Source organism: Candidatus Cloacimonadota bacterium, assembly GCA_019429305.1.
Lineage (GTDB): Bacteria > Cloacimonadota > Cloacimonadia > Cloacimonadales > JAJBBL01 > JAHYIR01.
In genome coordinates this window covers 123,712-137,574 of record JAHYIR010000001.1, presented here as the reverse complement: position 1 = coordinate 137,574, position 13,863 = coordinate 123,712, and the positions used below count along the sequence as shown (strand labels likewise).

Here is a 13,863-nt window from a genome sequence, read left to right as displayed (position 1 = left end):
AAAATCAGATGAAAAGAAACCAAATCTTATTGATAGTAACGATAACTACTATTATTTTAGCAATTGTCAATAGCGGTTGCTCAAGAAGACCGAGTAATTATATAGGTATGGTAAACAACCGGCCTATCACCTATGAAGAATACATGATAGCACAACGTTATCAGTTCGAAAACTATGTAGTTACCACAGGATTTACTCCTGACACTGTTACTAGAGAACAATTAAGCAATCAAGCCTTTAACAATATTGTCGAAAGAAATATCTTTGAAGAAAAGCTTCGCAAGTTTAATATCACTGTATCATATAGTGAGGTGATTGATACTTTAACTACCAACATTCCTGCAGTGATTATTAATTCTGGCTTGTTTACCGAAGATGGGATTTTTAACCATGAAAAATATCGTGAATCACTCTTAACGAATAATCCCGTTGATTTATCTATTTTGGTTAGGGACTATGCAGAGACCTACGTTCCCCGTGTTAAACTGAAAGAGAAAGTCATTGCTAATTATCATATTCCTGAACAGGAAATTCGTGACGAATATCTTGCCTTAAACTCTTCTGCTGACGCATCGATCATTTGTCTATACCCCTCACATTTTGAGAATGTTGTTATTTACGACCGTGAAATTAGAGATTACTATAATGAAAATCGCTTTGATTATTTAACAGAACCCTATGCGCAAATCAAGTATGTTATCTTCCCCTTGAAACCGAGTGCTTTAGATTCTCTTGCTACAAAAACCAAGATTGATTCTATCTATACCGAATTAATGGATGATGTTCCTTTCCCGATATTAGCCGGTAATTTATCCGATTCTCAGACTTCAGTAAATAGAGGTGAGATGCCGTTTATGGAATTAGAACACTTTCCTGTAAGAATACGCAATGATTTGGAAAGATTGCGGTTGGAAGAATTTACCAGACCATTTGCAGTTACTGATGGCTGGGTGATCTATCAACTAATGGCTAGAACACGGAATATGGTGAAACTACGGGAAATATTCATCAAACATCGTCCTTCACAACGAACCCGGGAGCTTTTATACAATAGAATTGTTAATATACGAGAACTAGCTACAGAACTCGGATTAGAAAATACTGCCTATGAGTATGATCTAGATATCTATACAACGGATATTGTCAAACCTGAAGATCCATTTATCCCTTATCTTGGTAAGAGTGATGGCTTAATTGAAAGAGCTATTAATGCCCGTCCGGGTGCTATTTTTGAACCGATTTCCCATAACCAACTACAAGCTTTCGTCCTTGTAGAGGTAGTCGATAACCAGAGTCGTGATTTTCTTCCATTACAGGTAGTATATGATGATATACAAGTACTACTACAAAAAAAGAGACAGTTTGAACTAGCAAAACAGACAGCTGCATCGTATCAACGAAGATTCGGCTATAATAGAATAATAGAAGAAGCAGAGAAAGAGGGTTTTCCAGTGCTTCATTTTGATAACTTCTCAATCAATACCTATTTCCCCGAAATTGATCCTATCCACCTGACACGAGCTATGTTCCCATCAGGTAGAAATAGAACTGTTGCTCAACCTGTTGTAGGAGAAAATGGCGTTTATCTTGGAATAGTACACCGGCTTGATGCTGCTGACACAGATTACTTGACGACGGCAGTCCGTTCTCTAATTAGAGAAAGAATAATCAAAAACAGAGGTGATGAACTATTTAATGAATGGTTTCAAGAACAAAAAGCTAACGCTAAAGTCCATGACTGGCGAAATCGCCTGAGATAAAAAACTTAGAAATTTATTCCGATCCCGATCTTACTATTCTCGAATATAATGTGTACTTTCTCTCTTTCTTGCTCATAATTATATAGATTGGCATCTACAAAAGCATCAACCATAGAGAAAAAGATCACTGTTCCCAACCACCAAAGATCATTTTGCCGTCTTATATAGTAACGGTTATATAACCTCTCATTTTCCAGAAACTCTTCACCTTCAGTTATCTTCATAAGGTCGTAATAATCATCTACTTTTTTATTATTATACACTACCCTGCCAATGAAATATCCTTCCAAAGCAAAAACTATTGCAGCTTTATAATAAGACTCGTTATAAAATTGTCCACCACCGGGAATAGCTAATGAAAGGAACATCGCCTGAAAAGGTTTTTTACCGCTATCATAGCTCCATAAACCCGCTGCAAGCAGAAAAAGTACAATTAGCAACAATAACTTACGCATTTTTGTGTATCCTCTCCTGAAGAACAGCAAAAAAGAACGGGATCATTATCTCATGGTGACCAACGAAATAGTAACCCTTTCCCCCTTTTGAGGTCGGTCTTTCCACAACATTTATTCTGGGTCGGTAATGAAGATTCATATCAAATACTGCTGTAGTAAAGTTATTTAAAGAATAGCCGAGATTTCTAACCACAGTTATTGCTTTCAAGAATACTTCAGGCATGATCACTGCTGAGCCAAGATTGAGAAAGACTCCACCGTCATTTAGTCCTTTGACCTGCTCACAAAAGATCCGGAAGTCACGTAAAGTACACTCACCAATTGCTGCTCCATCTGCTTCTTTGTGCTGATGAATAATATCAGTTCCCAAAGCTACATGGACGGTAAATGGAATATCTTTATTATAAGCATTCGCTAATATTGATAACGATTTATTCGGTGGTTTATATTGCTCAATAAAAATGCCCAAACCTTCACCAAAGCCGAGTTTTTCAACGGCAGCTGTCGTAATTGCCTTGTTGATAAGCTCACCTGTTTCCTGTGCCATACCAAAAGTTCCATCTTCAAGAGCTGATGCAACATCTTCCGAAGTTTTACCAGATAAAGCTAATTCAAAATCATGGATTGCTACTGCCCCATTGCCGGCTAAACATGATATTATCCTTTGATCAATGAGCTCGTTGAGTAGAGGTGAGAGACCGCATTTAATTATATGTCCGCCCAGAGCAACGATAACAGGTTTCCCTTCTTTATGAGCAATATAACACTTATCTAAAAGCTCTTTTAGACCCTTTGCTTGTAAGATATCGGGGAGTCTCGAAACAAATGATGATAACTCATTCGTTCTACCTGTTCTATAAAAAAGACTTTTATCCACTTTGCTCTCTCTGACTGAGAGTGAATACTTCTTCTGACTTGTCAGATCAATTTCTTTAAACTTGCTCATCTATCTTTTCCTATTTGATATCATTTATTCAAAATTCAATCTTTACAATACCTTTCCTTTTCGCTATAAAGACAACCACAATATGGCTGCCGATACATGTTTTCCCCTTTCGAGAGAGTAATCCCCTCTTGCCAAAATTCCCTTAAGTCCCGGTAATAAAAGCTGATCCCAATATTGTTTGCTATTTCTTCCCCTATCTTTCTGATCAGATCGTGCTTTTGATAGATACTATATAGCAGGGTAGTTGAAAAAGCATCAAAATTTTCTTTCTTAGCTAATTCTGCCGTCTTCTTCAATCGGTAATAATGGCAAAAATAACAGCGATCTTTCTCTCTGCCCGATACTCTTTGAAAAAATGGTTCCGGTTGATAATCTTTTTCTATTAGATAGTTAAAACCTTCTCTTGCACTCCATTCTAAAAAAGTATCGAGTCTTCTCTTATATTCCTGATAGGGATGAATGTTGTCATTAAACCAAAAACCGGTTATGTCATACTCGCCTTCCCTCTTCAAATGAGTATAAGGTGCGATCAAACATGGTGCACAGCATATATGCATCAATAAACGGTTCTTGTTTCCTCTTTCCATAGCAGAAAATAAATAATTCTCTTTACTAACCCGTCAAGAGAAAAGAACACTGATTAATCAATCTATAGCTGTTAGATTAAAACTATGTTAAATAAAATCAGATTATCATTGACACATAAAATATTGCTGTTGGATTGATTTCAATTAATGAATAATCCCTATCCTAATCGATAGAATGATTTTTCAAACCTTTAAGGAGTAACTAATAGTTATGAAGAATAAAATTTACCTAATTTCATTATTGATCTTGCTTGTAACCTTTTCCTGCTCGAGGGATCGTCAAAAGCCGGGGCAAATAATTGCCTGGGGAGCTAATGATCACAATCAGTTACAAACGCCTGATGGTAATGATTTTATTAAGATCTCTGCCGGCATGCTCAACAATTTAGCATTGAGGCAAAATGGTAGTATTGTTATGTGGGGGGAAGAAAATTTCGATATCACACCACAAGGATATGATTTTATTGCCATAGATGCCGGTTGGCAGAATCATCTTGCCCTGAGAGCTGACAGCACTCTTGTAGCATGGGGAAATGATAACGGACATGGACAATTAGAAGTTCCTGATGGAAATCTTTTTGTTGCCATAGCTGTCGGTGACGGACATAGTCTGGCTTTGAAAGCAGACGGCAGCATAGTAGCTTGGGGAGCTAATTTCTTCAACCAATTAAATATTCCTGAAGGAAGAGACTTTACTGCTATTGCCGCAGGTAGATATCACAGTCTTGCCTTAAAGAAAGATGGTTCTATTGTTGCTTGGGGTCTTAATAATGTCGGACAGTGTGATGTTCCTTATGGTAATAACTACACGGTAATATCAGCAGGAGAGTACCATAGTCTGGCTTTGAAAAAGGATGGAACCCTCATTGCTTGGGGCGATAATGATTATAATCAGTGTGATACACCCTCAAGTAGCAGTTTTACAAAAATCTCTGCCGGCAGATATCATAGTATAGCTCTTAAGAGAGACGGTACTGTTCAACCTTGGGGTGATAACAGACACGATCAGACAAGCATTATTCTGGGAAACAATTTTGTCGATGTATCTGCAGGGGACGGACATAATCTTGCCTTGAAATATGTTACAGAGAAGGATTGATCCTATTTTCAATAATGTAAAGTATTCAGATTATATATCATCAGAGAAAATCGTTGGAGGTATAGTGCCACGAGGAGTAATAATCGGGGGAGGAAGTTGGGGATTAGCTTTTGCCTCTTTAATGGTCTATAATGGCACAGAGGTATCTCTTTGGGAATATAATCCGCTCTATGTAGAAGAAATCAAAGAGACCGGTTATAATAAAAAACTCTTACCGGATATAAAAATAGACCCCCAAATCTTAATCTCTTCTAAGATGTCAGATGTATTTACAAAAAATCCTGATATCCTTATCTTTGCTGTTCCTTCACATACTATGAGAGGTGTTGCTGCTCAAACTGCACCATTTCTGGAGAATCTTAACTCTCTGCAAAGTATAGTGAATTTGGCGAAAGGGATAGAAGAGGACAGTATGTTGAGAATGTCTGAAGTCATAGCATCTCAAATACCATCTCAATTTGGTCATCTAATCTCTTCCCTTTCCGGTCCGAGCCATGCCGAAGAAGTAGCTCGCAGAATACCTACTACTGTAGTTTTAGCCGGAGAAAATGAAGAAAGCCTGACATATACTCAGGAACTGATCAGTAATGAATTCTTTCGAATATATAGAAGCAATGATATCATTGGAGTAGAACTCGGTGGTGCGGTAAAAAACATTATTGCCATTGCCTCGGGTATTGTGAGTGGACTTGGTTTAGGAGATAATACTCAGGGAGCATTGTTAACCAGAGGACTGGCAGAGATCAGAAGATTAGGTGATGTGATGGGAGCTGATCCCAATACATTTAATGGGTTATCAGGTATTGGAGATTTGATAACTACAGCTTTCAGTACTCATAGCCGTAACCGTTACGTCGGCTATCAATTAGGAAAAGGCAAAAAGCTCCCAGATATTTTAGCTTCTATGACTATGGTAGCTGAAGGTGTAAAGACTACTAAGTCAATCTATCAACTCAAGAAACAGAAAAATGTTCTAATGCCTATTACAGAACAGATATACCAGGTATTATTCAATGATAAATCTCCTCAACAGGCAATATATGATCTAATGACACGAGAATTGAAAGAAGAGGATTGATGAATAAACGGTTGGAAGAAAGGATCAACACCTATGGTACTTATTTAAAACAACAGTATGGAACCAGAACTTTTCGGGTTGGTCTTTCTACTGGCATAGCTTGTCCTCATCGAGAAAATAATGACGGTTGTATTTTCTGTTTACCGGAAACCTATACAGATCAGATCCAAAGCGATAGTAATAATCCTGAATCACAACTCGATCTGTTAATTCCCAAGGTAAAGAAAGGTTGTGGAGATGTTGGAATTCTTGCCTATTTTCAGCATGATACTTCAACAGCTGGTGATCTGCAAGAACTGAAACAAATCTTTGATAATACGTTAAAACATAGTGAAATCAAAGGTTTGATCATTTCTACCAGACCTGATTTTTTGAATGAAGAAATAATGGAGATGTTGAAAGATCTTCAGGGAGATATTTTTTTGGAGATTGGTTTACAGAGCATTCATCAGAGCAGTTTGGATTTACTCAACAGAGGACATAGTATGAGAGATTTTGAAAGAGCTATCAAGTTATGCGAGAACTATGAGATTGAGACCGGAGTACATGTTATTCTTGGTATTCCCGGTGAATCTTTAGATGATATGCTCTCTACTATCCGTTATATTAATAACAAGGATATAATAACTCAAATAAAGTTCCACAATCTAGTGGTTTACAAAGATACCAAGCTTGCCTCTTTCCCTCAGGAAGTCATAAACACTATTCCCAAGCTAAATGAATACATCACTCTCTTGGGAACTCTGTTGCAACATACTAAGGGAGATAAAGTAATCAGTAGATTGTTCACTTCTAATGTTAACAGAAGCAATCTTGCTCTTAACCCCTTTCCCGGTATTAAGAGACAGTGGCTGAATAAGTTAAATGCTTATCTGAATGAGAATAGTATTGTGCAGGGGATAGCAACAGACAGACCATTTATCTCGTTTGCATCAGATGAAAAACAGAAAATCGCCTTAAACTGATGATTAACCAAGTTGTTATAGAATGATGAACAAGTTTCAAAGAGTTATCAAAAAATACCGAGATAAATACAACCAATTACTAATTAGTAAGAATCTGTTACTATTAGTTGCTCTCTACCTTATACTGGTAAATCTATTCTTTGTTTTTCATATTTTTACAACCGAACGATTCTTTGAGCTTTTTGTCTTTGGATTAAGTCTGAAAATCTTCTTAGGACTGATCATTATCTACTTTGTGTTGCAGACAAATAATCAATTGATCAACCAACATCGAGCAGCCAGATTTATAGATAACTTTAATGAAGATAAAAATGATACTTATCAAAACGCTCTTGAGTTATGGGAAGAGAGTAGTGAGAAAGATAAAGATGTCTTAGAGCTAATCTATTATGGAGCTAATCAAAGAGCTGAATCACAAAAAATTGAACCGGACAAATCAAAACTAAAGAATGCCTTTACTCCATTCCTTATTAGCGTTATCATTACTTTCATCTTCTTACTGATTAGTCCTTCTACTTATCGCGATTCATGGCACTTTTTCTCTTCTAACAAAATGCCCCAGCCCTCATTTCGTGATTATGTAATTGTTTCTCCGGGTGATATCTCCATACTCCGAAACACACCTCTAACTATAGAAGTTATTGATCCCGAACCGAATCTCACCCATACTCTATATTTTAAGAGTAATGATATCTGGCGTTCAGAAGCCCTCTATCAAAATAAAAAAACTTTCAGTAATCCCGATTTCTCATTTCACTATTATGTAACTACACCCCATGCCGTATCTGATACTTTTTACGTCCAGGTTTTTGAAGAACCTTCTGTTCGTGATATAACCCTGCGTTATAATTATCCGGCATATTCAGGATTAGAGCCGGAAACAGAATATCAGAGCAGTGGTAATATCCGAGGTTTGATAAATACACGAGTAACTATTGAGATCGAAACTAATAATCCTTTGGAAGAGGCGTTGCTCATTTTCTCTGACGGTTCACTTATCACGATGGAAAGATTAGGAAGAACTGTTTTTGAGGGTGGTTTTACTCTGCAAAATAGTGGTACCTATCATCTTCTTCTAACCGACTTCTTAGGAAACCAATCTAGACGCTTGGAGAGACCGATAACGGTTATCCCTGATAAGGTACCGGAGATCAAGATTATCTATCCGGGTAGAGATACGATCTTCACACAGAACATGATGCAGAGAATGAAGTTCTTTGCTACTGATGATTTTGGATTAAAAAACTTGAAACTTCACTACCATATCAATGAAAATGAACCAATCGTTCAGACCCTACGTGAGAGAATAGCGGGTAATACAATAGAACAAGATTATGTCCTTGATCTCTCAGGTACATATATGTTACCCGGAGATAGAATAGTTTACTGGGTAGAGATATCAGATAACGCTCCCACACCTCAGACTGCAACCAGTCAGCGTTATGTACTCCGTTTCCCATCTATTGAAGAGATCTTTGCTGAAATTGAGCGGGAAGAGGAGATGAAGATGGAATCCTTCCGCAGAAGCATTGAAATATCCAGAGAACTACAGCAAGAATTTGAACAAAAAAGGCGTGAGATGATGAAGCGCGAAGAATTCGACTGGGAAGATAGACAGGAATTAGAACAGTTCCTCCAGCGACAGGATGATCTAAATCAACAGATCGATAAGATAGCCGACGAGTATCAACAATTGTTAGAAAAGTTTGAAGATAACCCCTCACTCTCCCAAGAAACTCTGGAAAAAATGGAACGCATCCGAGATTTAATGGAAGAAATTGCAGATGAACGCCTAAGAGATGCTATGGAAAAAATGCGTCAGGCAATGGAAGAAATGAGCCGTGAAGATCTTCTCAAAGCAATGGAGAACCTTAAGTTCTCTATGGAAGAATTTGATCGCAAACTGCAAAACACTATCGATCTCTTGGAAAACATCAAGAAAGAACAGAGTATTCAAAAAGCATTAGCAATATCCCAAGAGATGGAACAAATGCAGGAAGCGCTTTTAGATAGGACTCAGCAAGAGGGTGCTGATGGAGACAAACTTGCTCAAGAACAGGATACTATCAAGGATAAACTCGATGCATTAAAAGATCAACTGCAAGAGACGATGGATATGTTGGATGAAGAAAAGGATCGTGCTCTGAAAGATGCTCTGAGTGAATTGCAAGAACAGATGCAAGCAGATAACCTCGAGGAAGATTTAGAAGAGAGTATGCAATCGTTACAGAATCAACAGATGAGTTCTGCTGTTTCTAGTCAGCAACAGGCATTGCAGAAGATGCAGAAGATGTCACAAAAGCTGAGTGATATGGCTGAATCAATGATGACCGGGAGCATGTCTGAAATGGCTTCAGTAATACAAGACACTATCAGACGACTTCTTGCTCTCTCAGAAGAACATCAAAATACAACACAAAGATTGGCTCAAGACCCCTTCCCTATCTATCCCGATTTAATAGCCGGATATGATGCTGTCCAAATAGCTCTGCAGCTCTTATATAGTTCTCCGCAGATAATACTCTATATTACACCCAAGTTTATCATGGATGCCGATATGACCCTGACTGCATACCGTGAGATGTTCAATCAGATCATCAATACCAGAAATCCAAACATCAGAACCCATCTTAACAATGTTCAGAAAGGAATGAACCTAATGATCTTTAATCTCATGCAAACCCTGAACAATATGGACTCACAACAAGGTCCTGGTGGTGGTATGGAAAGTATGATGCAAGCAATGCAAATGATGGGACAAGAACAGATGGCAATGAACATGATAACTCAGCAGCTATTAGACCAGATGGGTGGTACCGATGGATACTCTCAAGAGATGAGACAGCAGATGCAGAGACTCGCCCGTGATGAAGAAAGACTCGCTGAGAATCTCCGTCGTTTATTAGAGACTAATCCGGAAGCCCAAAGACAAGCAAATGCGATTAATCAGCTTATCGAAGAATTAGAGTCCGTTGCCAGACAGCTAAGACAAAACAGATTGGATGAATCGTTAATCAGACAACAGGAGAGAATCTTATCGAGAATGCTCGATGCTCAGAAATCAATAAATCAGAGAGAATTTTCACGACAGAGACGAGGAGAAACGAGAGAAGAAGAAGATTGGACCCTACCACCTGATATCCAACAAGAATTTCAGAGACTTCGACAACGAGCCCTCTTAGAAGAGAATTACAGAAACTATCCACCGGAATATCAAGAATTGATCAGAGAATATCTCCGCTTGATAAATATCAAAGCATTGGAAAGGGAATAAATCAAAGATATGTTAAGAACCAAAATTATCAGTTTGTTTACAATTATCTTAATTGTCACTACTATGCTCTTTGGTCAGTATGATCATAGGCAAGTGATGCTTAATCAAATAAGAAGATTAGAAGCACGCAGAGAATTTACTCAAGTAATTAGTATCTATGAGGACTTGCTTAAAAGATACCCCGATGATGAAGAGATAGTTTCCGGCTTTTTCAATACATTAGTAAATGTAAACAGAATTGAAGAAGCATCAAGAGTTCTTGATCAGTATAATAATCTTTTTACGCCACAGATTCTAACTCAACATCAAATAATTCTGGCTATTCGTAAAGGGGAAGCCAACCAAGCAAGACAGCTCGGCTTGAATTACTTAAGGGATAATCCTGGAGTAGTTAACTTATACCGTGATTTTGCCAGCATCTATGAACGAGGAAGACAATTCGATACAGCAATTGAAGTATTACAATTAGCACGCAGAAATACGAGAGATGATCATCTGTTTGCTCTGGAAATGGCAAGAAACTATGAAAATATGGAGCAATATGACAACTCCGTTCAAGAATATATTAAACATTTGGAACGAAATAGTGGTTTCCTCTTTTTTGTGACGAATCGTATCAAAGACATTCTCAACGAAGATAGTAATCAGATCAGAACTCTGGAAAGGTCATTATCTTCATCTGATAATGAAACTATGCTGGAACTCTATGCCCTGTCTTTAGCACATATCGAGAATTATGAAGAAGCTTTCCAGATATATCAAAGATTAGAGCCGGAAAAATTAAACCAGTTTGCCGATGAGCTCTTCTCTGCCGGAAGAATAGATCTGGCAAGACAAGCTTATGAACAATATCGAAACACCATTCAAGATCCTATCAAATCAGCCGATGTAGGCATTAAGATAGCTCTACTTTATATCAGTGTTAATCAGTTATCTGAAGCTGAACAGATATTAACAGAGATTGTAACAGACAGAAGAATACAGGATAGACAGTTACGCTTTCGAACAAGAGCAAACCGTCAAGCAAGAGAGTTATTAGCCGATATTGCTATCCGGCTTGAAAAATCCCAAGATGAGATCATTCGTCATTTCGAAGATGCTAAAACATTCGCCTTCAACCGTAATGAACAGAAAGAGGTTGATCTGAAGATTGTTCATTATCTGATTATGTCAGAAAATTATCAACAAGCAGACAATCGCTTACAGAATATTCTGCAGGATGAACAATCCGGCTCACAAATTACCAATATGAGTCATTATTATAAGTATATGCTTGCCCTAATGAGAGAAAGTACTCCCTCTGATTCACTTCTAACAGAGATGATCATCAGTATGCCAGGAAGCGATTTGACTAATGAAGCACTCTTCTTAACAGTAATACTTAACGAGATGTACCCTTCGGTGAGAAATATTTTCTTGGAAGCATATAGAACTAAAAGTGTCTATAGGGATAGAGAAGCTTTGAACAAGTTGTTAGAAATAGATAGCAACATTATTGATGAGGAGATCATCCTTATTTCCGGACAATGGGCATTAGAAGCCGGTGATACAGAACTGGCTGAAACTCTCTTTTCTCATGATTTCAGAGACGACACTCTTGCCGGATATGCCTTAATAAGACTTGCGGAGATAAAAAGAAAGGAGCATCTTGAATATCGTGATTTACTGACCAATTTTCTAAAAGACAATCCAACCCATATTTTTTCCCCTAAATTCCGGTTGTTGCTAACTTCACGACCACCGGCAACAGTTAGAAGACCAGATTAATTGACATTCATCCTCACTACATTGAACAACTTCTTTAATCTAACCCAGATCCCATTTTTGTTTATTTTTATCCTTCTTATACTATTAATTATTGGGAAAATTACTGATCTGGTCTTATTGGGAATATTTCTAAAATGGGCTGTTCTTATTTAATTAAGCAATAATCTTCATGCTCTTGTACTCTATTGAGACAGATTATACAGAAATGACCTCTTTAACTTCCGGGATTCTTTCTTTCATAACTCTCTCAATACCAGCTTTCAAAGTATAGATAGCCATAGGGCATGTACCACAGGCACCTTTTAGCTTAACTTCTATTACATTATCCTCTCTGATCTTGACGAGTTCTACATCGCCTCCATCTGATTGAATAGATGGCCTTACGAGATTCAATACTTCTTCCACTTTCTCTTTTTCTATCATGACTCCTCCATTTATGATTATTTGGTACTATTTTTTAGTTAATAGATTTCGTAAAGAAAATTATAAAAAGACCGCAGTTAAGAAATAGTCTTATCTGCGGTCTTTATTGCTTAGATGAGAGATTTAACCAATCTTGATCTCTTTTACCGGAGATGGTTCCTTTTTTGGTATTAACAGCGTCAAAACACCATCCTCTAATTTTGCTTCTACTTTCTCAATATCACAAACTTCCGGTAAGCTGATCGAACGGCGATAATTCCCTTTATATCTCTCATATCTAAAGACTGTTTCATTCTTCTCTGATTTCTCCGATTCCTGCTTACCTTCGATAGTAAGCTCATTGTTATTGGAAACAGAAATCTTGATATTTTCCTTTTTAATACCAGGCATATTTGCTCGAATAACAAACTCTTTGACACGTTCAGAAACATCCATCGGCATCATTTTGTTTGCCTCGGTTTGTTCCTCTGTAAAGGCATTACTCAAAAAATCATCGAACAGAGAAGACATTAAAGGAAACAGGTCTCTTGTCGTTCTTGTCGTTAGAAAATCCATAATAACCTCCTTAACTATAAGTTATGAGATCGAAATCTCTTTTTTGGGCTTTACTTCTTCTTTCGGAATACTAATTCTTAAAATACCGTCTTCCAGCTTTGCCTGGATCTCATCAAAGTTGACCGGTATATGAAAAGATATCGTACGATGATAATCACCTTTGTAACGTTCATCACGATAAATAGTCCCTTCTACTTTTTGTTCCTTTTCCCGGTTTTTACCAGCTATAGATAGGGTGTTCTTATCAACTGATATCTTAACATCCTCTTTTCTTAAACCGGGAAAATTTGCCAGAAGTAGAAATTCCTTGTCTGTTTCATACAAATCCATCGGCATCATTATCCCTTCTCTTTCAGTTGTCATAGGATAGGCATTATTCATAAAATCGCTCAACAAAGATGAGATTTGCGGAAATAATTCGCTACTTGGTCGATAAACTAAAAGTAACATATTAACCTCCTTGTTAAGTAATTTGTTAATGTAGTTGATTCTCTATGCCACTTTATTTGATCGTGATCTCTTTTTCAGGTTGTATCTGCTTTTTGGGTACTGTCAGTTGTAACACTCCATCTTCATATTTGGCGTTTATCTTCTCGTAATCCCAATTCTCAGGAACTGAAAATACCCTGCGATAATCACCCTGATAACGTTCACATCTATACATCGTCTCGCTCTTCTCTTCTTTCTCTTCGGCTCGTTTTGCTTCAATTATTAGACTGTCTCCTTCTACAAAAACTCTGATATCATTCTTCTTGATACCGGGTAAATTAGCAGTTAAGACAAATTCGTTATCTCGCTCAATGACATCCATTGCCATCATCTTTGTTTCAGTAAGTTCCGGCTCGAAAAAAGCGTTATTCAAGAAATCATCAATCATTGAACGCATAGGACGACTATCAACTTGTCGTTCATCTCGTCTTAATATTGGTAGTCTCATTTTTCTTACCTCCTTTT

The 13,863-nt window shown here is 37.4% G+C and carries 13 protein-coding genes; 6 read left to right on the top strand and 7 right to left on the bottom strand.

Going from position 1 to position 13,863, the window contains the following annotated elements; translation table 11 throughout:
• The first annotated feature begins 8 nt into the window (after positions 1-8).
• Positions 9-1,760, top strand: coding sequence for a SurA N-terminal domain-containing protein (locus K0B81_00600; GenBank protein ID MBW6515098.1), 1,752 nt, complete (start codon positions 9-11; stop codon positions 1,758-1,760).
• A 5-nt stretch (positions 1,761-1,765) separates the two neighbouring features.
• On the opposite strand, the gene K0B81_00595 is transcribed toward K0B81_00600, so the two are convergent.
• From K0B81_00595 to K0B81_00585, 3 genes are read right to left on the bottom strand one after another with little or no spacing between them, the layout of a single operon-like run.
• Complete coding sequence (locus tag K0B81_00595; protein ID MBW6515097.1) at positions 1,766-2,215, bottom strand: hypothetical protein; 450 nt, start codon at positions 2,213-2,215, stop codon at positions 1,766-1,768.
• Positions 2,208-3,161: a hypothetical protein gene (locus tag K0B81_00590; GenBank protein ID MBW6515096.1), complete on the bottom strand. Its 954-nt coding sequence runs from the start codon at positions 3,159-3,161 to the stop codon at positions 2,208-2,210. The genes K0B81_00595 and K0B81_00590 overlap by 8 nt, the downstream gene beginning before the upstream one ends.
• 35 nt (positions 3,162-3,196) lie before the next feature.
• On the bottom strand, positions 3,197-3,748 hold the full coding sequence (locus K0B81_00585) for an epoxyqueuosine reductase QueH (GenBank protein MBW6515095.1): 552 nt from the start codon (positions 3,746-3,748) through the stop codon (positions 3,197-3,199).
• A gap of 211 nt (positions 3,749-3,959) precedes the next feature.
• Between K0B81_00585 and K0B81_00580 the strand changes: the two genes are divergently transcribed.
• From K0B81_00580 to K0B81_00560, 5 genes are read left to right on the top strand one after another with little or no spacing between them, the layout of a single operon-like run.
• Positions 3,960-4,847 carry a hypothetical protein gene (locus K0B81_00580; protein MBW6515094.1) on the top strand — a complete coding sequence of 296 codons (888 nt, stop codon included), beginning with the start codon at positions 3,960-3,962 and terminating at the stop codon, positions 4,845-4,847.
• Entirely contained in the window at positions 4,828-5,925 is a 1,098-nt protein-coding gene (locus K0B81_00575) for an NAD(P)-dependent glycerol-3-phosphate dehydrogenase (GenBank protein MBW6515093.1), read from the top strand. Before K0B81_00580 ends, K0B81_00575 begins: the two co-directional genes overlap by 20 nt.
• A complete protein-coding gene (locus K0B81_00570) occupies positions 5,925-6,890 on the top strand; it encodes a TIGR01212 family radical SAM protein (GenBank protein ID MBW6515092.1) in 966 nt (321 codons plus the stop codon). Before K0B81_00575 ends, K0B81_00570 begins: the two co-directional genes overlap by 1 nt.
• A gap of 25 nt (positions 6,891-6,915) precedes the next feature.
• Complete coding sequence (locus K0B81_00565; GenBank protein ID MBW6515091.1) at positions 6,916-10,164, top strand: hypothetical protein; 3,249 nt, start codon at positions 6,916-6,918, stop codon at positions 10,162-10,164.
• Between the two features lie 9 nt (positions 10,165-10,173).
• Positions 10,174-11,931 (top strand): hypothetical protein, encoded by a 1,758-nt coding sequence (locus tag K0B81_00560; protein ID MBW6515090.1) that lies wholly within the window; start codon positions 10,174-10,176, stop codon positions 11,929-11,931.
• Between the two features lie 195 nt (positions 11,932-12,126).
• On the opposite strand, the gene K0B81_00555 is transcribed toward K0B81_00560, so the two are convergent.
• The 4 genes from K0B81_00555 to K0B81_00540 all read right to left on the bottom strand — a co-directional run bounded on the left by K0B81_00555 (position 12,127) and on the right by K0B81_00540 (position 13,846).
• On the bottom strand, positions 12,127-12,354 hold the full coding sequence (locus K0B81_00555) for a NifU family protein (protein MBW6515089.1): 228 nt from the start codon (positions 12,352-12,354) through the stop codon (positions 12,127-12,129).
• 123 nt (positions 12,355-12,477) lie between these two features.
• A complete protein-coding gene (locus K0B81_00550) occupies positions 12,478-12,864 on the bottom strand; it encodes an Hsp20/alpha crystallin family protein (GenBank protein MBW6515088.1) in 387 nt (128 codons plus the stop codon).
• A 66-nt stretch (positions 12,865-12,930) separates the two neighbouring features.
• Positions 12,931-13,359 (bottom strand): Hsp20/alpha crystallin family protein, encoded by a 429-nt coding sequence (locus tag K0B81_00545; GenBank protein ID MBW6515087.1) that lies wholly within the window; start codon positions 13,357-13,359, stop codon positions 12,931-12,933.
• Positions 13,360-13,411: 52 nt separating this feature from the next.
• Positions 13,412-13,846: an Hsp20/alpha crystallin family protein gene (locus K0B81_00540; protein ID MBW6515086.1), complete on the bottom strand. Its 435-nt coding sequence runs from the start codon at positions 13,844-13,846 to the stop codon at positions 13,412-13,414.
• Between the last annotated feature and the right edge of the window lie 17 nt (positions 13,847-13,863).